The organism is Xanthomonas translucens pv. cerealis (assembly GCF_006838285.1).
Lineage (GTDB): Bacteria > Pseudomonadota > Gammaproteobacteria > Xanthomonadales > Xanthomonadaceae > Xanthomonas_A > Xanthomonas_A cerealis.
Genome location: NZ_CP038228.1, coordinates 88932 through 112640 on the forward strand (window position 1 = coordinate 88932; position 23709 = coordinate 112640).

Genomic DNA, 23709 nt, shown 5'->3' on the forward strand with positions numbered 1-23709 from the left:
TTCGACTATAGAAGCCTCGATGTCAAACGACGATTTCAAACAGGCCGCCCTCGACTATCACCGCCAGCAGCCGCCGGGCAAGATCAAGGTGTCGGCGACCAAGCCGATGCTGACCCAGCGCGACCTGTCGCTGGCCTATTCGCCGGGCGTGGCGTTCGCCTGCGAAGCGATCGTCGCCGATCCGCAACAGGCCAGCGAGCTGACCGCGCGCGGCAACCTGGTCGCGGTGATCAGCAACGGCACCGCGGTGCTGGGGCTGGGCAACATCGGCCCGCTGGCGTCCAAGCCGGTGATGGAAGGCAAGGGCGTGCTGTTCCAGAAGTTCGCCGGCATTGATGTGTTCGACATCGAGATCAACGAGAACGATCCGGACAAGCTGGTCGACATCATCGCCAGCCTGGAGCCGACCTTCGGCGGCATCAACCTGGAAGACATCAAGGCGCCGGAATGCTTCATCGTCGAGCGCAAACTGCGCGAGCGGATGAACATCCCGGTGTTTCATGACGACCAGCACGGCACCGCGATCATCGTCGGCGCGGCGGTGCTCAACGCGCTGGTGGTGACCGGCAAGAAGATCGAGGACGTCAAGCTCGCCACTACCGGCATGGGCGCGGCCGGCATCTCCTGCGTCAACATGCTGGTGTCGCTGGGCCTGAAGCCGGAGAACATCCTGGCGCTGGACCGCGACGGGGTGATCCACAGCGGTCGTACCGATCTGGACCCGGACAAGCAACGCTACGCGCGCGACACCGACAAGCGCACCCTGGCCGAGATCGTCGAGGGCGCCGACATCTTCCTCGGTCTGTCGGCCGCCGGCATCCTCAAGCCGGAGATGGTGGCGACGATGGCGGCGCAGCCGGTGATCTTCGCGCTGGCCAATCCGAATCCGGAAATCACTCCGGAGGCGGCCAGGGCGGTGCGCCCGGACGCGATCATCGGCACCGGCCGTTCGGACTACCCGAACCAGATCAACAACGTGCTGTGCTTCCCGTACCTGTTCCGCGGCGCGCTCGACGTCGGCGCCACCGGCATCAACGAGGCGATGAAGATCGCCTGCGTCAAGTCGATCGCGGCGATGGCACGGCGCGAGGCCTCCGACCTGGGCGCGGCCTATGGCGGCGAGACCCCGAGCTTCGGCCCCGATTACCTGATCCCGCGGCCGCTGGATCCGCGCCTGCTGGTGGAGCTGTCCTCGGCGGTGGCGCAGGCGGCGATGGACTCGGGTGTGGCCACGCGTCCGATCGCCGACATGGAGGCCTACCGCGACAAGCTCGGCCAGTTCGTCTATCGCACCAGCCTGATGATGAAGCCGGTCTACGACCGCGCCCGCGCCGACAAGCAGCGCGTGGTCTACGCCGAGGGCGAAGAGGAAGTGGTGCTGCGCGCGGTGCAGAGCGTGATCGACGAAGGCCTGGCGTTCCCGATCCTGATCGGCCGCCCGGACGTGATCGAAGCGCGCATCCAGCGCCTGGGCCTGCGCATCGTTGCCGGCGTGGACTTCGAGATCACCAACATCTACGACGATCCGCGCTTCAACGACTACTGGCAGTACTACCATTCATTGACCGAACGCCGCGGCGTCACCGTCACCGCGGCCAAGGAGCTGATGCGCTCGCGGCCGACCCTGATCGCCGCGGTGATGGTCGCGCGCGGCGAAGCCGATGCGCTGCTCACCGGCGTGGTCGGCCGCTTCCACAAGAAGCTCGGCTACGTGCGCAGCGTGATCCCGCTGGAACCGCGGGTCAGCTCGACCTCGGCGATGACCGGGGTGATCAACCAGCTGGGCGCGTTCTTCTTCCTGGACACGCACGTGCAGGAAGACCCGAGCGTGGAGCAGATCGTCGAGGCCACGCTGCAGGCCGCCTACCGGCTCAAGCTGTTCGGCATTGAGCCGAACATCGCGCTGCTGTCGCATTCCAACTTCGGCAGCCACGACTCGCGCGATGCGCTGAAGATGCGCCAGGTGCGCGAAGCGCTGCTCAAGCGCAAGCCCGAGCTCAACATCGACGGCGAAATGCAGGGCGACACCGCCTGGGACGAGGCGCTGCGCAAGCAGATCATGCCCAACAGCACCTTGAAAGGCCGCGCCAACCTGTTCGTGCTGCCGAACCTGGAAGCGGCCAACATCGCCTACAACCTGGTGCGCGTGTTCACCGACGGCGTGGCGATCGGCCCGATCCTGATGGGCATCTCCAAGCCGGTGCACATCCTCACCACCAGCGCCACCTCGCGCCGGGTGATGAACATGACCGCCATCGCCGCGGTCGATGCGCAGATTCGCAAGCAGTTGGAAGCGGAGAAGGCGGGCTGAGCCAGCTTGGGAGGCGCGTTCGCCGGCAGAGCGCGCCGCTGCCACTGTGTCTACGGCTCACATAAGCGCGCTCGCCTCGGTTGATCGAAGGCGCTGGGACAAGTATTGACAGCCCTTCCGATTCGAGCAAAATGCGTGCGACACATTCATTAGTTTGGTGTGTACATCACCATGGTGCTCCTAAGGACAGGTGTGCGATATGGATCATGGTGCATTAGCGGCGCGTATCCGTTCGGCGCGCAAAGCGCTCGGCCTGTCGCAATGCGAACTGGCGAGTAGGCTGGGGGTGCATCGCACCACTATCGCCCATTGGGAGCGTGCCGGCGGTTGCGTGCCCAGCGTCGGCAACCTGCGTGTCCTCAGTGAAGAACTCCAGGTCGAGTTCGAATGGCTGGCTGTTGGGGGTATCGCCGGCAAGGTGTTGCCGTTGAGTGCTGTGCCAAGTTCACGCCGTGACCTCGAGTCGCGCCTGCTACAGCTCTCACGGCATGTCCCGGTGTCCTTTCTTGCCACCGTCATTGCGCTCCTGGAGAACGCCAGCGCTTATCTGGAGTGATGGCTATCGCCAGCGCGGTAGCTTGGTTCGTCAGTCACCCTGTCTGTTTGTGGTCATTCGGTGTCGCGATTGCCAGCGGTGCGGGTGTGCGGGTGTGGCGCGGAGCGATGGCGCATGTCGCGTTGATCCGACATGCAGGCTGGAAAATGTCAGGTCTGGCACACCTGCGCGCTTGCATCGCACACAACCAACCAGCCTAATGGAGGCGAAGGCGGGAACATCCGGTGTGCATGGATGCTTTAAAGCCCCGTCGCCCGTTTCGAAGGATCGCAGCGTGCTTCACCCCATAAACAAGGAGTTTCTCGACGGCCTTGCGCTCGTAATACCGATCGCGCTCGTCGTCCCGCTTGGCGGCGGCAAGCTGAATTGGACGATGCTGGCCGCGATCCTGGCTTGCCTGACAATCGCGCGCAGCGTCCAGGCCGGCGTCACGTTGCCCGAGCAGGTCTTTCCGGTTTTGTGCGGTGCGTTGATCGTGCCATGCGTCTTGCTGGCGATATCGCGCTCCAAGGGCCGGGTGGCGCGCGGCAAATTCCGCGGGGATATGGAATGAGCCAGGGCCTGTTCCGTGAAGAAGTCATGCAGGCTCGCCGCACCAGTTGGTTAGGTGGTATCTCCTTGGTGCAGCCGTTGCGGATGTGGGTGCTTACGAGTGCCGCAGGAATCGTAGCCGCCTCCGTGCTGGCCTTTCTGTGTGTCGGCACATATACACATCGATCCACCGTGACTGGGCAACTTGTGCCGAGCAAGGGCCTAGCCACGGTAATGGCGCCAGCAACAGGTGTGATTACTTTGCTCGATGTCAGCGAAGGCCAGCATGTCGAAGCCGGGCAGATGCTTGGTGTGGTAACTGTGCTGCGTGCGACGCTGGCCAGCGGACCTACTGAGGCCGCCATGCGAAACCAATTGCGTCAGCAAGGGGAGGGTCTGAAATCTTCCGAGCATTCCAGACTGCTGCAGCTAGACGCGCAGGAGCGGGGCTTGCATGCGGAACTGGACACTCTGCGAAGGGAGCTGGCGCAGGTGGGGGGCGAAATCGCGACCCGCCGAAGCCAAGTTACGCTTGCCAACGAAGTGCTGCAACGCTGGCGTCAATTGCAGCACGGGAACTACGTCAGCGCGCTGCAAGTCAAGCAGCAGGAATCTAACGCGTTGGAGTACACCAGCCAGATGCAGGCACTGCAACGGCAGGCTACCGAGATCCGGCGCAGTGTTGCGCAGATCCAGCAACAGCTGAGCGTTCTGCCAGGGCAGCGTGGGAGCGTCCTGGCGGAGTATCGACGTGACAATGCCATCGTGGAGCAGCAGCAAGTGCAGGCTCAGGCTGATGGCGCGCTGGTCGTCACTGCTCCGGTGGCCGGCGTAATTGCCACGCAAACAGTCAAGCAGGGACAAGCTGTTCAGGCCGCGCAGCCGCTGCTGAGCTTGCTCCCCGGGGATGGACGCCTGGAAGCCGAATTGATGGTGCCAAGTCGTGCGATTGGTTTTATTGCTACAGGTGACTCCGTATTACTGCGCTATCAGGCTTTCCCATATCAGAAGTTTGGCCATCAGCAAGGCCGCCTGGGTCGGATAACCCGCAGCGCTCTGAGTTCGGGGGAACTGGGGGCATTGGCTAACAGTAGTGTCCAGCAGGGCGATCAGTATTATCGTGCAACTGTCGTCTTGGCGCGGCAGAGCGTAACAGTGTATGGCAAACCCGAGATGCTTAAGCCGGGTATGTTGCTACAAGCCGATGTAATAGGGGAGCGGAGAACCTTAATCGAATGGATATTCGAGCCTCTGCTGTCAATCCATAAGTTATGATTAATGAATTATATATCCTGATCAAGAGCAACAGGTTAAAGTATGAGCAGAAATGTACTTGTTTATACGGTTGGAAATGATTTCCACGCTAGTGTTATTGGTAATGCATTGAAATTGCGTGGTAATCATGTTTTCAGGTGGGTGGGTGAGGAGTATCCAAAAAGTTCTACTGCGAGTATATCGTTTCACGATAAAAAATCTGACGTTATATTGAAAATGTCAGATTTTAAATTGTCTAGCGATGATGTCGACGTTGTGTGGTTTCGTCGACGCATGTTGCCCGAAGCGCCGGCAATTGTTGATAGGCGCGATAGCGAGTTCTCTACCAGCGAATTACGCACGGCTAATTATGCAAACTTTAATTTTCTTGAAAGTTATTTTTGGATAAATACGCACTCTTCAGCAAGCCTATGTGACCTCAAGCCGGTTCAATTAAATCTTGCGACTTCGGCTGGTTTGAATATTCCTTCCACTTTGGTAAGTAACGATCCTGTCGAGATAAGGGATTTTATAGGCTCGGTTAAGGTTTGCATCTATAAGCCTCTTGGCGGAGGGTTATGGAATGAAGGAGGGCGACTGCTTAATGCATATACTGCAGAAGTTGATGTTGAATCCTTGCCGGGAGACGAAATTTTACAATCCACACCAGGTATATTCCAGGAAAAGATAATTAAGTCGTTTGAGGTTAGAGTTCAGTTTTTTGGAAATTTTTACGGCGCGATTCGGATCGAGTCTTCAAGTCTTCGAGATGGAGATCTGGACTGGAGGATAGATCAAGATTCCATTTCATTTTGTGCTCCTCTGCAATTGCCGCAGGAGGTTTTTGAATCATGCCGTTCCCTTATGAAAGCACTTGGGATTGTCAGCGGGGCGTTTGATTTTATCGTGGATACTAGCGGTCGTTGGTTTTTTATGGAAGTCAATGAGGCTGGTCAATTCCTATTTGTCGAAGCATGGTGCCAGAAACTACCTTTGCTTGATGCATTCTGCCAATTTGTAGAAATGGCGAGCGAGGACTTCGTTTATGATCCTGGCTTGTATAAATTTAGTTATATCAAAGCATGCGAGCTCGCCGCACAGGCTGGCATCGTTTCTTGAGATTTTTCCATTCAATGGAGTGAGGTTAGATGAATTTAGACTGTCAATCGTGGTGATTAGTTTTGAAGAATTCGTATGGATTGGCCATACGTCAGAGCGTGGTGATCTCCACGCATAGGAGATGTAAGATGAAAAGCGTCAGCATGAAAGAAAAAGAAATGAGTATCGAAAGCCGGGTTCTCGGCAGGTTGCTGTCAAGGGAAGAGATCTCTCAGGTGGCTGGGGGGGAAGATAAGCCAAAAACGGACAGTTGGAAGGATAACGGTACATGCACGAGGACATCTGACAAGGGGGAGCCTGGGGCACCTATCTCTACGGGTTAAGACATCTAGAATTAAGAGTCTTAGTTAGAAAGATTACCTCCGCCTGACGATTAAGTGTCAGGCGGATTTTTAAATTTTCCTAGGAGCTCTTCAGTTATATGATTTTTAACTTGCCAAAAATAAAAGCTGCCAAGTGGCTAGTTTAAGAATTATATTGCAATTGCGCGTTTGGTTGGCTTGAACATAATATTTATGGCGGTATTTGTGGTTTATTGGATTTTTGGTCAATTGAATTAATTTAAATTAATTTTAGTTTTCGTCGTTGCGCGAGTTAAATTTATTGATTGATGATTGATGATTGATATGGCTGGTGAATTGATTCAACTACTCGTCACGTGGTTAGTGTAAAAGTTTTTATTATCTGGATCGAAAAGATATGCTGATCTATGATAAATACGGTGAGCGTTGGGGTGGGGTACAATTGGAGGCTAGGGTAATGAAGTGGTTTTTATTGATATTTTTATTTTTTGGGTTCAAGGCTTGTGCGGGGCAGGATAAGGTTTATATAGAGTTTCTCTGGAGGCCGATTCCGGCCGGTGCCATAGCGCGGCAGCCGACCATAGGGTTCCTGCTGGATGGGAAGGAAAATCATCAGGTCTGCGTTGCTGTTTTTAAATCTTCTGCGTCGCCGCCCTATAAGCTGCGGATTGATGCATTGGGCCAGGATGGTAGATTGATTTTCAGTCGTGCGGACGAAAGGTTTATGGGCGATAAAAAGTGTTATTCTGCCATTCCTCATGGCTCATCTGTTAGTCCAGGGGTTTGGACTTACAAGGTCTATTTGAATGAAAAATATGTGGATGAAAATCAGATAGAAGTTGCTCGTGATATCGAAAAAGCCTCATTTTATTCCAATCCAAAGGTGCCATACGTCCTAGGTCGACCAAATTACGATGATTCCATTCCTTCCTCGGAATGGGAGGGGCGGCTGGTTTGGAACATCCATGTAAATGCAAGTGGTGATGTCACCAAGGTCGAAGTTGAGGTGGCTGAAGGTGTTGGTAAGAGAATAGAAGATCGTGCAATTGTGGCTGGCTATATGTCGCTGTTCCCTCCCGATCCATCGCTCGGGAAAGGGGAATTCGTGTATCAGCGCGAGTTGAAATTTGCATTGGACGAGTAGTCATCAAAATTCCTGATTAGCCTTGACCATCAATAATGGAAATTGCTAGTGGCAGGCAGCAGCGGCTCCGGAAAAGATGCGTGTTATTATTCAGTCCGAAGTTTCTGAATGCGCTCTTGCTTCATTGGCGGTGATCGCGCGCATATGCCGTTTAGCTTCTCAAAAAAATTCCATAAGAAAATTGATGAGAATTATGTGCGGATATCACTGGTTAAATCGCAATATTTGGGATGCTGGCGCATCACAAGTGTTCTTGGCTGCATTGGTCTTGGCAGTTTTTTGTTTTGCTCTTGAAAATCTGTGTGAAGCATCTTTGGATTGGATTTTGACGTTTATAGGGATGCCAAGCAGGCTTGATTTTATAAAAGAAGATCAGGCGATAAGGCCCTGGATTTCTCCTTTGCTAATTTCTCCGATACTGGAGAATTTTATTTGTTTTGTTTGGTTGCGTTTTGTATTTTCCGATAGAAAGTGGCATTGGTGGAAAGGGCCGTTGGTGGTATCGCTAATTGCGGGAGTCTTTCATTCTTTATTTAATTGGGAGATACGCTACATGGCGATTTGCGTAGTATTTTTTGCAATTTGTTGTTTATTGGCTAATGTCCATGATCGGATAGTTGGATTCTTGGCCTCGGTCTTGCTTCATAGTGCATTTAATTTGATTGTGATGGCGTTCTCTAGATTTTCATGACTTCCAATTATTTTATGGATTTTAAGCGTGCTACAGATTAAGCGACAGGAATCCAGTGCGCCGGATTACACCAGCCGGATGCAAGCCTTGCAGTGACAAGCGACCGAGATGCGACGTAATGTGGCGCAAATCGAGTGGCAACTGCGGTTGTTGTCCTTGCAGCGTTTGAGTGTTCAGGTCGATTATAGGCACGATAATTCCACGTTGGAGGAGCAGCAGGTTGAGGTTCAGGCCAACAGTGAACTCGCCGTAACTGCTCCAGCACTGGGGTGGTCGCTACTACGATGGCTAAGTCGGGCAGGCGATCCAGTCCGTAAGATGCCGATATTCTAACTGATAGCACGCTGAAGTTTTTTCCCAGGCGCAGGGTGTGCGTCAAATTGACTGTTAGAGGTGATATATGCGTGAGTTGACTGTTGAAGAAACAATTGCTGTTGCTGGGGGGCTTGAAGCTGGTTGCTCATACACTAAGACTGTTACCAAAAACGCTGATGGCAGCACGACGACCACAAAAACGGTTGAGTGTCACGCAAAAGGCTGATTTTTAATTCGCCATGAGGCATCGGTCTGGTGCCGATGCCTCATTTTATGGAAATTCATTAAGAGCTACGTGAATGATTAATTCTACAATCCGGATGATCGCCCTTCTTGCAACAGTTTTTTTTTGTGGAAATGTGCATGCAGGTTGGAGGAGGATTTCCCCGGATCTCATAGAGCTGCGTGGCGATATCGATTCGAATTCAGACGTCGAATATTTCAAGATCGCAAAGGACGGTTATTCAAAAATTATCGTCCATAGTCTAGGAGGTTACCCCTTGGTTGCACTTAGAATTGCCGAAGACATTGTTCGGCGCCGTCCGATTGAAGTGAAAGTGGATGGTGTATGTCTATCGGCGTGTGCTAGTTATATCGCAATGGCTGCTTCATCGCTGACCGTCGATTGCGGCGCTGTTCTCGGTTGGCATGGAACGCTGCCGCCTGGGAAAGAAGGAGCTGTTTCGCTGGCGGCGGAGGGTGGGCCCCAAGCGTTGGTGGATAAGTATCGTGATTGGCTGGAGAAGTTTCATGCGGACGAACACAGTTTTTACAGTCGCGCTGGCGTGGACTATAAAATATTGGAATATGCCAATCAACAAGTGAAAATAATTTCCGGAAAGATGGATGAGTACACGTTTGATGAGAAGACAGGGGAATATTCGTATTCTAGTACGCCTTCTGTCTGGGTGCCTCAGCGTGTGACGTTGGAGAAATATGGAGTTGATGGTGAGCGGTATTGCCAGAAATATACGGTTAAGATTGTACAGGATGTAATGGAGAAGGCGGGTGTGAAGTCATCATTTGTGCTGGATCAGTAAGGCGTTGCGTGGGTATGCATTGATGGATGTCTATTTACAGAGCGAGGCCTCCGAATGCGGCCTGGCTTCATTGGCGATGGTCGCCAGCGGCTATGGTTGTCATGTCAGTCTCCCGGAAATGCGCCGTTGCTTTCCACTGTCGCTGAAAGGTATTAAGCTCAGTGGTCTTATTCAGATTGCCCAACAACTCGGCTTCTCCACCCGAGCGCTTCGGCTAGACATGGAGCACTTCGGGCAACTCAAGCTGCCCTGCATTTTGCATTGGGACCTCAACCACTTTGTGGTGCTTGCAAAGGTCGGGAAGTCAAAATTCACTATACTCGATCCCGCGATAGGGGAGCGAAAGCTGTCGATCCATGAAGTCTCTCAGCACTTTACCGGTGTGGCGCTAGAATTGACCCCCGCTGCAGAATTCAAGCCGCAGAAGGTGTCCCCTACGATTTCCGCGCGGCAACTCACTGGGCCGATCAATGGATTGTGGAACGCTCTTTTTCAAATATTCCTACTGTCGGTTGCGTTACAGGTTTTTGTCGTGCTCGCGCCGTTCTACATGCAATGGGTGGTTGACCAGGCGCTGGTTTCGGCGGATCGCGACCTGTTGGTGGTACTCGGTTTGGGTTTCGGATTGGCGCTGCTGCTGCAAGTGGGTATCGGCTTGCTGCGCGGCTGGTCGGTGGTCTATCTGTCCTCCAGGCTCGGATTGCAATGGATGAGCAACGTGTTCGCGCACTTGCTCAAATTGCCGCTGGATTTCTTCGAGAAGCGTCATCTGGGCGATGTGACTTCACGCATGTCATCGGTGCAGACGATCCAGCACACACTGACCACCAGCTTCGTCGAGGCGATCATCGACGGACTGATGGCAGTGGTCACGCTGGTCTTGATGCTGGTCTATAGCTGCAAGCTGGCGCTGGTCACGCTGCTGGCGGTAGTACTTTATCTGTGTATTCGGGCAATCGCCTACCGGCCGGTGCGTGATCGCACTGAGCAGCAGCTCGTCGCCGCGGCCAAGCAGCAGAGCCATTTGCTGGAATCGCTGCGCGGCATGCAGAGCCTGAAAATCGCTGGTGAGGAGCCGCTGCGCCGTTCCACCTACGACAATCTGCTCAACGAGACAGTCAACCAGGATGTCAAACTGGCGCGGATGTCGCTGGGGTTCAACACGGCCAGCCAGCTGGTGTTCGGCATTGAGCGCATCGCGGTGATCTGGATCGGGGCCAGGCTGGCGCTGGACAATGTGTTCTCGGTCGGCATGCTGGTCGCCTACCTGGCCTACAAGGATCAGTTCGCCATGCGCGTGAGTGGCCTGATCGACAAGTGGGTCGAGTTCCGCATGCTGCGCCTGCATGGCGAGCGGTTGGCGGATATCGTGCTGACGCCGCCCGAGGACGACCACGCGCTGCCCGAGGCGTTGCCTCCGGCCGAGCCGCGCATCGAGGTCGAGGGGCTGTCGTTTCGCTACGCCGCGGGCGAGCCGTGGGTCGTCAAGGAGTGCAGTTTCGCGATCGAGCCAGGCGAGTCGGTGGCGATCATCGGTGCATCCGGTTGCGGCAAGACGACGCTGGTCAAACTGCTGCTGGGATTGCTCAAGCCGAGCGAAGGGACAATCCGCATCGGTGGTCACGATCTACATAAGCTAGGGCCGCGAAACGTGCGCGCGATCGTCGGTGCGGTGATGCAGGACGATCAATTGTTCGCCGGCAGCATCGCCGACAACATCGGGTTCTTCGATCCCGATTTCGACCTGGAACGGGTCGAGGCGGCGGCACGGTTGGCGGCGGTGCATGAGGATATTGCCGCGATGCCGATGGGCTATCACAGCCTGATCGGCGACATGGGCAGTTCGCTGTCCGGCGGGCAGAAGCAGCGGGTGATCCTGGCGCGTGCGCTGTACCGGCAACCGAAGCTGCTGTTCCTGGATGAGGCCACCAGCCATCTGGATGTGTTGCGCGAGCGTCTGGTCAACGACGCGGTGAAGCAGTTGAAGCTGACCAAGGTGATCGTTGCGCATCGGCCGGAAACCATCGCCAGTGCCGACCGCGTGTTGGTGATGGAACAGGGGCGCATCGTGCAGGAACTACGGCCACAGACATCACCTGCCGAAGTGACAACAGCCAGCGCCTGACTGTCGCTATCGGTTGTCTAGGACGCGTCAGCGGATTCGAGCGAGACAAAAGATCCTGCCGATTCGGGTGCCGCGAGCCAGGAATGAACACGTAAAAAGCAACGCCGCGGGATGTACGCCGCAGCGCTGCCGGCACCGCAGACCCTTCAGGCCAGACGCTTACCCATCGGCAGCGGCAGGCTTTCGTGCTCGCTCTGGTTCAGCTTGGAGGGCTTGCCGGTCAGCAGCACGTAGGCATCGACGCCGGTGAGTTCGGCAATCTTCAGCAAATGCCGGGCATTGGGGACGGAACGATTGTTCTCCCAGTGACCCAGGGTGCTATGCGCCACGCCCAGCAGGGCCGCCAGTTCGCGCAGCGTGAAACCGGCATTGCGCCGCGCCTGCATCAATCGCACACCTATATCCACGGGACACCTCAGAGCGGCATGTTGGCACCGCGTCCCCCCGAGCATAGTGGATGTCATTGCCTTGCATCAAGCGGACAGTGAGTGGACAAGCCCAGGACAGCGCCGGCGCGGCGGACGCCGGCCCGGCGCGGTCGCGGGACGGGCTGCTAGAATTGGCTGTCTCCTCCCGCCGTGTCCCACCGCCATGAGCCATAACGCCACCGCGCCCGCCAATACAGAGACGCGCTACAACGTGCACCGCGCCGACCTGCCGCTGAGCTGCCCGACCCCGGAGATGGCGCTGTGGAACTCGCACCCGCGGGTCTATCTGCCGCTGGAGGAAGAACCCAGCCACGAGGCCAAGTGTCCCTACTGCGGAGCGGTCTTCGTGCTGGTCGACTGACCGCCGGGTCGATGCACCGCCTGACCGTGGTGCAGCTGCTGCCGGCGCTGGAGTCCGGCGGCGTCGAACGCTCCACCCTGGAAATCGCCGCGGCGCTGGTCGCCGCCGGACACCGCGCGCTGGTGGTGTCGGCCGGCGGCCGCCTGCTGCCGGCGCTGGCGCAGACCGGTGCCGAGCACATCGCCCTGGACATCGGCCGCAAGTCGCTGCTGAGCCTGCGCCACGTGCCGGCATTGCGCCGGCTGTTCGTGCGCGAGGGGGTGGACATCGTGCACGCGCGCTCGCGGCTGCCGGCCTGGCTGGGCTGGCACGCGCTGCGCGGGCTGCCGGCGGCGCAGCGGCCGCGCTTCGTCACCACCGTGCACGGGCTCAATTCGCCGAGCCGCTACAGCGCGATCATGGCCCGCGGCGAACGGGTGATCTGCGTGTCGGCCACGGTGCGGGACTACGTGCTGCGCCACTACCCGCACACCGACCCGGCGCGCTTGCGGGTGATCCCGCGCGGCATCGACCCGGCGCAGTTCCCGCGCCGTGCGCAGCCCGATCCGGCCGCGCGCGCCTGGGCCGCGACGCTGGCGCCGGCCACGGCGGGCGGCGGTCCTCTGCTGCTGTTGCCGGGGCGCGGCACCCGCCTGAAGGGCCACGCCGACGCATTGCGTCTGCTCGCCGCGCTGCGTGCCGACGGCCGCGACGCACGGCTGTGGCTGCCGGGCGCGCGCGAGACCGGGCGCGAGGCCTACCTGCAGGAGCTGGAGGCCGAAGCCGCGGCGCTGGGCATCGCCGACGCGGTGGCGTTCACTGCGCCTACCGCGCGCATCGCCGAGGCCTATGCCGCCAGCGATCTGGTGCTGCAGTTGTCGCGCAAGCCCGAAGCGTTCGGCCGCACCGTGGTCGAAGCGCTGGCGGTGGGGCGGCCGGTGCTGGGCTGGGCGCACGGCGGCGTCGGCGAACTGCTGGCGCAGCTGCAGCCGTCCGGTGCGGTTGCGGCGTTCGATCCGGTGGCCCTGCACGCGGCGGCGACGCGCCTGCTGGCGCAACCGCCGGCATCACCGGCACAGATTCCCTACACGCTGCAGGCGATGCAGCACGCGACCCTGGCGGTGTATGACGAACTCAGGTCCTGATTCCTCCCTGCCTGCGCCGCTGTCGCCGGTGTGCAGCGAACGCTGGGCGCCGGTGTGGGTGCTGACGTTCGTGGCGCTGTGGCCGGCCCCGGGTCTGGCCGCGAGCGTGCTCGCGCTGGGCGCGCTGGCGACCCTGGTGCAACTGCTGCACAGCCGCTTCCGCGGTGGCGCCAGCCTGCTCAGCGGCCCGGCGTGGGCGCTGACCACACTGCTGTTCCTGAGCTACTGGCTGCCGCAGCCGCTGTCGGCGCTGGACGCGGTGGACGTGCCGCTGGCCTTGCGCGAATCGGCGGTGGACCTGCGTTTCCTGCCGTTCCTGTGGCTGGTGGCGATGGCGGTGGCGACGCCAGGCGCGCGCAGCACCACCTTCGACGGGCTGGCGGTCATCGCCGCGCTCTGGACCGTGGATGCGCTGGCGCAGGCGCTGTGCGGCACCAGCCCGCTGTTCTGGTCGATGGACCAGCTGAAGTGGGCGATCAGTCACCACGGCCTTTGCACGCCGCAGGAAATCGCCCTGGCCGACCGCCTCAGCGGCGTGTTCGGGCCGTGCAACCTCAAGTTCGGCCAGGTCCTGGCCAGCCTGTCGCCGTTCCTGCTGTTCGCGGCCGGGCGTCGCGGCGGCGCGTGGGGCTGGCTGCTCGCCGCGGCGGCGGTGGGCGTGGTGCTGGTGCTGGCCGGATCGCGCGCGTCGTGGATCACCTATGCGCTGGTGCTGCTGCTGTCGGGCTGGCGGCTGCTGGGCTTGCGCCGGATGCTGGCGCTTGGCGTGGCCGCGGTGCTGGTCGCGGGCCTGCTCGGCGCGCTCTCGCCGCAGGTGCGCGAACGCTTCTCGCGCACCACGCTGGCGCTGAGCGGACGCCCGGCCGACGTGAACGCGGCATTGGCCGGGCGCACCCAGATCTGGGACGCCTCCTGGTGCATGATCCGCCAGCATCCGTTCAATGGGGTCGGCGTGCGCGGCTTCCGCGAAGCCTATGTCGCCTGCGATCCGGATCCGGCGCACGAGGGTGCCTGGGGCCGCGAGCCGGCCTTCCATGCCCACCAGATCGTGCTGGAAGTGCTCAGCGAGACCGGCGCGATCGGTTTGCTGCTGTGGCTGGCCGGTGCCGCGCAGGCGTGGCGCGCGTGGCGCTACGCCTCGCCGCAGGCGCGCGAGCGGGCGCGGCCGGCGCTGCTGGCGCTGCTGGCGACGGTGTTCCCGTTCAACACCCACCTGGCGTTCTATTCGTCGTTCTGGGGCTCGCTGGCGCTGATGCTGGTGGGGCTGTATGTCGGCGCGCTGCTGGCCGAGGAGGGTGACGCGGAGGGCGCTGCGGGGACTGTTTTGCCTGCTGCCTTAGCCCCTCTCCCACCGGGAGATGGGTTGGGGGGAGGATCCTGCGCGCAGCGTCTCGCGGAATTGGAGCGCGCCAGGCTACGCCCGTCCGCATATCGCGCTCAGTCGCGTTCGTAGAACGCGCTGCGGCCCTCGGGCTGGCGTTTGAAGCGGCGGTGGATCCATAAGTATTGCGCCGGCGCCTCGCGCACCATGGCCTCGATCGCGGCATTGACCCGCGCGGTGTCGGCGACCATGTCCTGCGACGGGAAGTCTTGCAGCGGCGGGGCGATGCGCAGCACGTAGTCGGCGCCTTCGCGGCGGTGGAAATACGGCACCACCGCGCAGCCGGTCAGCCGCGCCAACTGGTGGGTGGCGGTGATGGTGGAGGCGGGCATGCCGAAGAACGGCACGAACACCGTGTCCTTGCCGCGCATGTCCTGGTCCGGCGCGTACCACAGCAAGCCGCCGCGCTTGAGGTGGCGCACGCTGCCGCGCAGGTCTTCGTTGGCGAACATGGCGATGGCGTAGCGCAGGCGGCCGCGCTTGACCGCCCATTCGAACACCGGGTTGCGGTGGCGGCGGTACATGCCGGCCAGCGGCACGTACTGGCACAGCAGGCGGCCGCACATCTCCAGGGTCATGAAATGGCCCGACACCAACAGCACGCCGCGGCCCTGCGCCTGCAGCGCACGCAGGTGCTCCAGGCCCTCGATGCGGGTGCGGCGGCGGATCGGGCCGAGGCTGCCCCACCAGGCGCGCGCGAACTCGAACACGCCCACCCCCAGCGCATCGAAGCTGTCGTGCAGCAGGCGCGTGCGCCAAGCCTCGCTCTGTGCGGGGAAGCACAGTTTCAGGTTGGTCTCGGCGGCATGGCGGCGGGTGCCGGCCAGGCGCAGCGCCAGCCAACCGACGCCGCGGCCGAGCGCGCGTTGCAGCAGCCAGGGCAGCCGCGCGGCAGCCACGGCGATGCCGAGCAGCAGCCAGGTCGGCCAGTGCTTCGGCGAGCACGGCGGCGGCGCGACCGTGGTGGCGGCGGACGGAAGAGTGGGGGCGGAATCGGACATGCGCCAAGTTTAGCCGGGCATGGGCGCGGCGGCGTCGCCTGGCGGCGGCGCGCGCGCGTTATGCTTTCGCGATGCGCAACGATTTCATCGAGCGGCTGCTGCGCGGCCTGTACTCGGCCGTGCTGTACATGCTGTTGCCGGTCACCGTCTATCACCTGGTCTGGCGCGGGTTCCGCGTGCGCCAGTACTTCCAGCGCTGGGACGAGCGCTACGCCTCGTATCCGCAGGCGCGCGGGCGGCCGCGGGTGTGGCTGCACGCGGTGTCGGTGGGCGAGGTCAACGTCGCCGCGCCGGTGGTCAACGCGCTGCGCGCGCAGCGCCCGGACATCCGCTGGGTGATCACCACCATCACCCCGACCGGGTCGGAGCGGGTGCGCGCGCTGTGGGGCGATGCGCTGGACCACGTCTACCTGCCGTACGACGTGCCGGGCAGCGTCGGCCGCTTCCTGCAGCATTTCCGCCCGAGCCTGGCGCTGATCCTGGAAACCGAGCTATGGCCGAACATGCTGTTCGGCTGCCGCGACCGCAACATCCCGGTCTATGTGCTCAATGCGCGGCTGTCGGCGCGCTCGCTGCGCGGCTACCGCCTGCTGCGACCGTTGATCGGGCGCGCGCTGCGCACGGTGACCTGCGTGGCGGCGCAGTCGCAGGCCGATGCCGAGCGCTTCATCGAGCTCGGCGCCGATCCGCAGCAGGTGCGCGCGCTGGGCAACCTGAAGTTCGATATCGCTGTGCCCGCGCAGTTGCCGCAGTTCGTTGCCGCGTTCGGCGAACGCGTGGCCGCGGCGCGGCCGGTGTGGATCGCCGCCAGCACCCATGAGGGCGAAGAGGCGGCGGTGATCGAGATGCACCGGCAACTGCGCCGGCACTGGCCGGATCTGCTGCTGCTGTGGGCGCCGCGCCATCCGGAACGCTTCGCCAGGGTCGAGGCGCTGGCGCGCGACCAGGGCTGGCGCGTGGTCACGCGTCGCCAGCAGCAGTGGCCCGGCGCCGAGGACAGCGTGTTCGTGATCGATACGCTGGGCGAATTGATGATGTTCTACGCCTGCGCCCAGGTCGCCTTCGTCGGCGGCAGCCTGCAGCCGATCGGCGGGCACAACCTGCTGGAACCGGCCGCGGTCGGCACGCCGGCGGTGAGCGGGCCGCACCTGCACAATTTCGCCGAGATCTCGCGGCGCATGCGCGAGGCCGGGGCGGTGGCGATCTGCGAGGACGCCGCGGCGGTGTGCGCGGCGCTGCGCGAGCTGCTGGGCGATGCGGCCGCGCGCGCGCGCATGGCCGAAGCCGGCTGCGCGCTGGTCGCCAATGGCCGCGGCGCGCTGCAGCGGGCGCTGCAGCTGATCGCCGAGCATCTGCCGCCGGTGGCGCACGATGCGCAGGCGGACGAGTAGGGCGTTTCGACGCAGGTATCGCAGTTGGCGGGGTGTGGTGGGGTCGGCTTCGGGTGGCCTCGGGCCATCAGGCGCGACGGCTTTACCGGTGAAGTCCGTCGCGACTGAAGTCGCTCCCACAAGTGGCCTCGTCTTGATCGAAGATGCCTGGCTTGATCGAAGGTTCCACTGCCACGCGGCGTCCCTCTGCAATTCGGTCGCTCCCATGCAAAAACGGCGGACCCGAAGGCCCGCCGTTCGCGGTGTCGCGCCGACGCCGGCGCCAGCGTTACTGGGTGCTGGTGCCGGAGTTGAGCTTGGATTCGGCGCTCTGCGTCAGCAGCGCGTTGATCGACTGCACCTCGGCCACGTCCAGCGTGCCCAGTGCCTGGCTCAGCAGCAGTCGGTTCTGCAGGAAGTTGTAGCGCGACTGCGCGTAGTTCAGCTGCGCCTGGTACAGGGTGCGCTGGTTCTGCACCACGTCCAGCACGGTGCGTGTGCCCACTTCCAGGCCGACCTGCGAGGCGTCGTACGCGGCCTGTGCCGAGACCACCGCCAGGCGCCGCGCCTCGATTTCGCTGATGCCGGCGACGACGGTCTGGTAGGCGTTGCGGGTATTGCGGTCGAGCGCGCGCTTCTGCTGTTCGTAAGTGTCCTGGGCGATATCGCGCTGTGCCAGCGCCTGGCGTACCGCCGACTGGGTCGCGCCGCCGGCGAAGATCGGCACGTTCAAGGTCAGGCCGATGACGTTGCTGTCGCTGCGCGGCGAGTTGCTGCCGGACACGCCGTCGCCCCAGTTGGCATCGCGGCCGGCGCTGGCCGATAGGTTCAGCGTCGGCAGGTGTCCTGCGCGGGCGGTGGAGACGTTGTCTTCGGCTTGCTGCACCTGGTATTGGTTGGCGCGCAGCGACGGGTTCTTGTCCAGCGCCGAGGCGATCAGGCCGTCGATGTTGCCGCTGTCGGCCGGCAATTGCGGACGGAAGTCCTCGGGCAGGCTGCGCAGGTCGTGCACCGGCTGCCCAGTGATCTCAGTCAGCGCCTGGTAAAGGTCCTGCAGCGAGTTGCGCGCGGTGATCGTGTCGGCGCGCGCCTGATCGTATTGTGCGCGCGCTTCGTGCACGTCGGTGATCGGCGCCAGGCCCACCTCCAGGCGCTTGTCGGCGTAGTCGAACTGCTTCTTGGCGGCGGCTTCGTTGGTCTGCGCGGCGACCAGCGATTCGATCGCGACCAGCACGTTGAAGTAGGCCGCCGAGGTGCGCACGATCAGGTCGTGGTTGGCCGATGTCAGCGAGTAGTCGGCGGCCAGGCTGCGCGCCTTCTGCGCGCGCAGGGTGGAGAACTGGGCGAAGTTGATCAGGGTCTGCTGGCCCTGGATCGCGTAGCTGCGGCTCTTGCCGGTGCCGGCGAGTTCGCCGCTGCCACGCTCGATCTCGCTGTGGCTGCGCTGCAGCGAGGCGGAGCCGTTGATCTGCGGCAGCAGCGCCGCGCGCGCCTGCACCGCGCCTTCCTTTTCGTAAAGCCGGTTCGATTCCGCGCTGGCCAGCTGCGGGTCGCTATTGCGGGCCATTTCGTAGACTTGCAGCAGGTCTGTGGCGTTGGCGGCCAGCGGAAACAGCGCGGCGGTCAGCGCCAGAACGAGGGATCGGCGGATCATTGCGGCTTCCTTGATGGATCAGAATGTGAACTGGGGGACTGGCGCGGCGCCACGCAGGTAGTACGCCAGGTCGGTTTCGAACAGCGATTCCACGCGCGGCGCGCCGGCCTCGGCGTGGACCAGCACCGCGTCCATGACCGGGGCACGGCCGCGGATCGCGAACAGGCGCCCACCGGGCCGCAGCCAGGCCAGGAACTGCGCCGGGATCTCGGTGACCGGGGCGGTGATGCAGACCACGTCGAAGCGGCGGTCGCTGTGCCAGCCGAACGCGTCGGCGCTCTCGATGCGCACGTTGCTGCCCAGCCCGGCTGCCTCCAGATTGGCGCGCGCGGCGGCGGCCAGGGGCGGCTCGATCTCCAGGCTGACGACTTCTCGGCCCAGTTCTCCCAGGCAGGCGCTGATGAAGCCGCTGCCGGTGCCGATCTCCAGCACATCCTCGCCCGGTTGCAGGTCCAGCGCCTGCAGCATGCGCCCCTCGATCACCGGTTTCATCATGAATTGGCCGTGGCCCAGCGGAATTTCCAGGTCGGCATAGGCCACCGCGCGGTGGCTTTCCGGCACGAAGGTCTCGCGCGGCAGCCGCGCCAGCACGTCGAGCACACGCAGGTCGAGCACGTCCCAGGGACGCACCTGCTGTTCAACCATCTTTTCGCGGGCTTGGGAGTAGTCGATCGTCATCTGGGGCATCCAACGCGGTGGGTCGCGCATTTTAGCCGGCACAAGGGCCGTGCGTACGCCGCAGCATCGCCGCAGCGTTGCCGCCGCGCGCAGTGCCGGAAGTCATCGGGCCGCCCGGCCGGCGTGGGTTCAGCGCACCGCATAGGCACGCAGGAAGAAGTCCACGCTGGCCTGGACATGGGCCTGGATCTGCGCGCGGCTGGGATCGCGACACAGGCCGCACATCATCAGCGAGTGCAGTTCGCCCTTGACCAGGCAGAAGAACTGGGAGGCGGCCTGGCCCAGGTCGGCGATCTCCAGCGCGCCGGCGGCGACATGCACCTGCAGCAGCTGCGCCAGGTCCTGCTGGGTGCGTTTGGGGCCGGCATTCCAGAACATCTCGCGCACATACTCGTCGCCGGTGCCGGGGGCCAGCATCATGCGGTGTGTGGCCATCGCCGCCTCGCTGCTGATCATCGCGAAGAACGCCAGGCCGATCTCCACCAACTGCGTGCGCAGCGGCCCCTTCAGCGCGTGCCCGAACAGGTCGTCGGGCAGCAGCGCCTGGCATTGCGCGCGCACCGCCTCGGCGAACAGGGTCTCCTTGTCGCCATAATGGCTGTAAACGGTGAGCTTGGACACCCCGGCGCGGGCCGCGATGCCGTCCATGCTGACGCCGCCGAAGCCCAGTTCGGTAAACATCTGCTTGGCTGCTTCCAGGATTGCCGCGCGCTTGCCCATGTCCTTGGGACGGCCCGGCCCGGCGGCGCGGGAGGAGGATTTGGGGGGGGGGCGACGGAGGGTTTGCTGACCATGGGGCAATACTAGACCAGTCGGTTCGATATATATAATATACCGTGAAGTATATTATTTAGTGTGTCAGTATCGCGCCTCGCAGTTATCTTGCTGAATGTAACGGGTGCATCTTTCTGACGGATTGCCTTCATCGGAAAGGCGGTCACAGTGGTCGCTATACCGGCCCGTGCACACTGCGCCCACGCACGTTCGGGCTAGCCTTGTTGGCGGCTGCTATGCAACGTGTGGTGTAAGGAACATCCTGACATCGGCGGCGAACGCGCAGTGATAAATTGGTTTTCTTGGACGGTTTGGATGCCACGCGCTGCCGAGGGCCAGATTCGGAACGCAATGAAGCAGGGGGAGCAGCGTCACATCGTTGCCAGCGGCGTGCATGTGCTGCGCAGGCGTCTGCGCAACGCTTTGCTGCTGATGATCCTGCTGTGCGCCTGTTGCGCGACCGGCGCCCCGTTGGCGCAGGCGGCGCTGCCCGTGTCCGAGCGCGCTGTCACAGAGCGGCCGACGCTGGCCCGCTGGACCACGTATGAAGGCCTGCCACACAATCTGGTGCACGCGCTGGCGCAGGACCGCGACGGCCTGCTCTGGGTCGGTACCTGGGAAGGCGTGGCGCGCTTCGATGGCCGCAGCTTCACCGTGTTCGACCGGCAGAACACGCCCGGCATGGAGATGTCCGGCGTGTTCGCGATCGTGCCCGAAGCGGATGGCGGGGTGCTGATCGGCACCGCCTACGACGGCGTGTTCCGCTATTACGGCGGCCGCTGGGAGCACTTGGGCGATGCGCGTGCGCAGCGCCTGCGGGTGGCGTCGATGCTGCGCGGCCGCGACGGCACGCTGTGGGTCGGCAGCGAGGATGGCCTGTTCCGGATCGAGGCCGATGGCCGCCTGAGCGCCACCGCCGTCGCGCTGCCCAACGGCCGGATCACGGCATTGCTGCAACAGCCTGATGGCGGGGTGCTGGTCGGCACCGCGCAGGGATTGTTCCGCCTCGACCCGGCCATGCGCCGCGCGCGGCGCTGGGGCCGCACGCCGGCGATGCGCACGGCGGCGGTGCGGCGGCTCAGCCACGACCGCGACGGCGGGCTGCTGGTGGCCGGCGACGCCGGCGTGTTCTGGCTGCATGCCGACGGCCAATTGCAATGGTTGCGCCAGGGCCAGCGGGTCGATGCCGCGCTGCAGGACCGCCAGGGCCAGCTGTGGACCAGCCTGTCCAGCGGGCAATTGCTGCGGCGCTCGCCAAGCGGCGCCAATGAGGAGATGCTGTCGATCTCCGGCGTGGTCAGCTCGGCGTTGATCGAGGACCGCGAAGGCCTGGTCTGGGCCGGCAGCACCGACGGCCTGTTCCGCATCGCGGCCGGCGATGCCGGCGGCCTGACCCGGCACGACGGCCTCGGCAGCGACTATGTGCGGGTGGTGCAGCAGAGCGCCGATGGCGCGATCTGGATCGGCCATGCCGCCGGCCTGGATCGCTGGCAGCACGGCCGCATCACGGCGTTGCGCATCGCCGCCAGCGGCCGCGATCCGTCAGTGCTGGCGCTGGCCGCCGCCAACGACGGCGGCATGTGGGCCGGCACCTATGACCAGGGCGTGCTGCTGCTGGCACCCGACGGCGCGGTCCGGCAACGGCTGGGCAGCGAAGCGGGCCTGCCGCAGGCCATGGTGCGCGCGTTGCTGCAGGATGCGGACGGCGGGCTGTGGATCGGCAGCAATGCCGGTCTGGCCTACCGCAACCACGGCCATACCCGCCTGTACACCCTGGCCGATGGCCTGCCGGCGCTGCAGGTGCAGGCGCTGTACCGCGATCACGCCGGCGTGCTGTGGATCGGCACCAGCGACGGCATCGCGGCGCTGGCGGCGAACGGCACGCTGCGGCGTTGGCCGGCCGGCACCGGCTTCCCGGCGCACAATGCCTTCGACTTCCTGGAAGACGCCGACGGCACCCTGTGGATCGGCAGCGACCGCGGCCTGCTGCGCCTGCGCGATGGCCGCTTCTGCGTCTACGACCATCGTGTCGGGCTGCCGCGCGACAAGCTGTTCCGGATCATCGACGATGCCCGTGGCCATCTGTGGGCGACCAGCAACCAGGGCGTGTTCCGCATCGCCCGCGCCGGCATCGCGCAGCTCGATGCCGGCCGCCGCGCGCAGCTGGCGGTGGAGGTGGTCGATCGCAGCGACGGCATGCCCGGCAACCAGAGCAACGGCAGCAGCGCGCCGGCCGGCTGGTTGAGCCGCGACGGCAACCTACTGATCCCGACCTCCGCCGGCCTGGCGCTGATCGACCCGGCGCTGCCCAGCCGGCATGCGTTGCGCGCACCGGCGGTGGTGATCGAGCGGTTGCAGGTCGATGGCCACGCGCAGCCGCTGCGCGGCGACTACCGCCTGCCCGGCAGCGTCGGCCGGCTCAGCGTCGACTATGCCGGGCTGAGCTTCCGCTCGCCGGAGAAGGTGCGCTACCGCTATCGCCTGTATGGCTTCGACCGGGAGTGGATCGATGCCGGCAGCAGCGAGGCGGCGGTCTATACCAACCTGCCGCCGGGCGCCTATCGCCTGGAGGTACAGGCGACCACCAGTTCGGCCGATTGGTCGCGCAGCGACCTGGTCGGGCGCGCCTCGCTGCAGCTGGACGTGGTGCCGCCGTTCTGGCTGCGCGGCCCGTTCGTGGCGCTGGCGGCGATCGCGCTCAGCGGCCTGCTGCTCTGGTGGTACCGCGGGCGCAGCCACCGCCACCTGCGCCGCCAGCGCCGGCTCAACCGCATCATCGCCGAGCGCACCCACGAGCTGCGCGCGAAGAATCTGGCACTGAAGCTGGCCGATTTCGAACGCGAGGAGCTGGTGCGCAAGCTCGCCTACCAGGCCGGCCACGACGCGCTGACCGGCCTGCCGAACCGGCGCACTGCCGATCCTCACCTGACCGCGGCGCTGGAGCATGCGCGGGCCACGCAATCGCCGCTGTGCGTGGCGCTGCTGGACATCGACAACTTCAAGCGGATCAACGATACGCACGGCCACGAGATCGGCGACGAGGTGCTGCGCCGGGTCGGTGAGGTGTTGCGCGCCACGCTCGGCGAACATGCCTTCGCCGCGCGCCATGGCGGCGAGGAATTCCTGCTGGTGTTGCCAGGCCTGGACCGCGAGCAAGCGCGCGCGCGGCTGGACCAACTGCGCCACCGCGTCGCCGCGGTGGTGGTCCACGACGTCGATGGGCGAATGGTGCAGTGCACGGCCAGCGTCGGTTTCGCCTGTCTTGGTTCGGCGCTGCAAAGCCGGCGCGAATTGCTGGTACTGGCCGACCAGCGCCTCTATCAGGCCAAGCACGAAGGCCGCGATCGGGTGATCGGCTAGGCGGAGCGGCGGTGCGTGGCAGCGGCTGCATCGCGCCGCCTGTTCGGTACCGGGAGAAAGCGACGGTTGCATCCTGTCGGGACTGAAGTCCCTTCCCAGTGCACAAAGCCTGCGCGCCGCAAACCCCCTGAGGGATCGTCGCCACGAGCCACACAGTGGATGTGCCGCGATCGGATAGCGTCGGCACTCC

18 protein-coding genes and 2 pseudogenes are annotated in these 23709 nt (G+C 62.8%); 15 read left to right on the forward strand and 5 right to left on the reverse strand.

Annotated features, from left to right (window positions below):
• The first annotated feature begins 19 nt into the window (after positions 1-19).
• The 10 genes and pseudogenes from E4A48_RS00360 (at position 20) to E4A48_RS00400 (ending at position 11388) form a co-directional block, all read left to right on the forward strand.
• The gene (locus E4A48_RS00360; protein WP_142741669.1) at positions 20-2311 is read left to right on the forward strand and encodes an NADP-dependent malic enzyme; all 2292 of its coding nucleotides are present in this window, start codon (positions 20-22) and stop codon (positions 2309-2311) included.
• Between the two features lie 199 nt (positions 2312-2510).
• The gene (locus tag E4A48_RS00365) at positions 2511-2867 is read left to right on the forward strand and encodes a helix-turn-helix domain-containing protein (protein ID WP_038232512.1); all 357 of its coding nucleotides are present in this window, start codon (positions 2511-2513) and stop codon (positions 2865-2867) included.
• Between the two features lie 274 nt (positions 2868-3141).
• Positions 3142-3420, forward strand: a complete 279-nt coding sequence (locus tag E4A48_RS00370) for a hypothetical protein (protein ID WP_003477529.1) — start codon at positions 3142-3144, stop codon at positions 3418-3420.
• Complete coding sequence (locus E4A48_RS00375) at positions 3417-4673, forward strand: HlyD family secretion protein (protein ID WP_142741670.1); 1257 nt, start codon at positions 3417-3419, stop codon at positions 4671-4673. The genes E4A48_RS00370 and E4A48_RS00375 overlap by 4 nt, the downstream gene beginning before the upstream one ends.
• Before the next feature lie 42 nt (positions 4674-4715).
• Complete coding sequence (locus E4A48_RS00380; protein ID WP_142741671.1) at positions 4716-5771, forward strand: MvdC/MvdD family ATP grasp protein; 1056 nt, start codon at positions 4716-4718, stop codon at positions 5769-5771.
• A gap of 699 nt (positions 5772-6470) precedes the next feature.
• A complete protein-coding gene (locus tag E4A48_RS00385) occupies positions 6471-7217 on the forward strand; it encodes a hypothetical protein (protein ID WP_142741672.1) in 747 nt (248 codons plus the stop codon).
• A 76-nt stretch (positions 7218-7293) separates the two neighbouring features.
• Positions 7294-7908, forward strand: coding sequence for a hypothetical protein (locus tag E4A48_RS00390; protein ID WP_142741673.1), 615 nt, complete (start codon positions 7294-7296; stop codon positions 7906-7908).
• Between the two features lie 21 nt (positions 7909-7929).
• Positions 7930-8210: pseudogene (locus E4A48_RS20760) on the forward strand (hypothetical protein); the annotation flags it as partial.
• A gap of 333 nt (positions 8211-8543) precedes the next feature.
• Positions 8544-9263: a S49 family peptidase domain-containing protein gene (locus E4A48_RS20765; RefSeq protein WP_260608018.1), complete on the forward strand. Its 720-nt coding sequence runs from the start codon at positions 8544-8546 to the stop codon at positions 9261-9263.
• A 22-nt stretch (positions 9264-9285) separates the two neighbouring features.
• On the forward strand, positions 9286-11388 hold the full coding sequence (locus tag E4A48_RS00400; RefSeq protein WP_039005954.1) for a peptidase domain-containing ABC transporter: 2103 nt from the start codon (positions 9286-9288) through the stop codon (positions 11386-11388).
• 146 nt (positions 11389-11534) lie between these two features.
• Here the strand turns inward: E4A48_RS00400 and E4A48_RS00405 are convergent, their stop codons facing one another.
• Entirely contained in the window at positions 11535-11795 is a 261-nt protein-coding gene (locus E4A48_RS00405) for a helix-turn-helix domain-containing protein (RefSeq protein ID WP_229017634.1), read from the reverse strand.
• Positions 11796-11979: 184 nt separating this feature from the next.
• On the opposite strand from E4A48_RS00405, the gene E4A48_RS00410 reads away from it, so the two are divergent.
• The 3 genes and pseudogenes from E4A48_RS00410 to E4A48_RS00420 all read left to right on the forward strand — a co-directional run.
• A complete protein-coding gene (locus E4A48_RS00410) occupies positions 11980-12177 on the forward strand; it encodes a zinc-finger domain-containing protein (protein WP_039005953.1) in 198 nt (65 codons plus the stop codon).
• Between the two features lie 11 nt (positions 12178-12188).
• Positions 12189-13301 (forward strand): glycosyltransferase, encoded by a 1113-nt coding sequence (locus E4A48_RS00415; RefSeq protein WP_142741674.1) that lies wholly within the window; start codon positions 12189-12191, stop codon positions 13299-13301.
• Positions 13282-14619 (forward strand): annotated as a pseudogene (locus tag E4A48_RS00420) (O-antigen ligase family protein); the annotation flags it as partial. The gene E4A48_RS00415 and the pseudogene E4A48_RS00420, both read left to right, overlap by 20 nt.
• A gap of 119 nt (positions 14620-14738) precedes the next feature.
• Here the strand turns inward: E4A48_RS00420 and E4A48_RS00425 are convergent.
• On the reverse strand, positions 14739-15683 hold the full coding sequence (locus tag E4A48_RS00425) for an LpxL/LpxP family Kdo(2)-lipid IV(A) lauroyl/palmitoleoyl acyltransferase (RefSeq protein ID WP_142741675.1): 945 nt from the start codon (positions 15681-15683) through the stop codon (positions 14739-14741).
• A 71-nt stretch (positions 15684-15754) separates the two neighbouring features.
• Between E4A48_RS00425 and waaA the strand changes: the two genes are divergently transcribed.
• Positions 15755-17074, forward strand: coding sequence for a lipid IV(A) 3-deoxy-D-manno-octulosonic acid transferase (gene waaA / locus E4A48_RS00430; protein ID WP_039005950.1), 1320 nt, complete (start codon positions 15755-15757; stop codon positions 17072-17074).
• Between the two features lie 268 nt (positions 17075-17342).
• Here waaA and E4A48_RS00435 read toward each other — a convergent pair whose 3' ends face one another.
• The 3 genes from E4A48_RS00435 to E4A48_RS00445 all read right to left on the reverse strand — a co-directional run bounded on the left by E4A48_RS00435 (position 17343) and on the right by E4A48_RS00445 (position 20105).
• Positions 17343-18707, reverse strand: coding sequence for a TolC family outer membrane protein (locus tag E4A48_RS00435; RefSeq protein WP_058197117.1), 1365 nt, complete (start codon positions 18705-18707; stop codon positions 17343-17345).
• 18 nt (positions 18708-18725) lie between these two features.
• Positions 18726-19385 carry a protein-L-isoaspartate O-methyltransferase family protein gene (locus E4A48_RS00440; protein ID WP_058197116.1) on the reverse strand — a complete coding sequence of 220 codons (660 nt, stop codon included), beginning with the start codon at positions 19383-19385 and terminating at the stop codon, positions 18726-18728.
• Between the two features lie 129 nt (positions 19386-19514).
• Entirely contained in the window at positions 19515-20105 is a 591-nt protein-coding gene (locus E4A48_RS00445) for a TetR/AcrR family transcriptional regulator (protein ID WP_142741676.1), read from the reverse strand.
• 405 nt (positions 20106-20510) lie between these two features.
• Between E4A48_RS00445 and E4A48_RS00450 the strand changes: the two genes are divergently transcribed.
• Positions 20511-23519, forward strand: a complete 3009-nt coding sequence (locus E4A48_RS00450; RefSeq protein WP_142741677.1) for a ligand-binding sensor domain-containing diguanylate cyclase — start codon at positions 20511-20513, stop codon at positions 23517-23519.
• Positions 23520-23709: the final 190 nt, after the last annotated feature.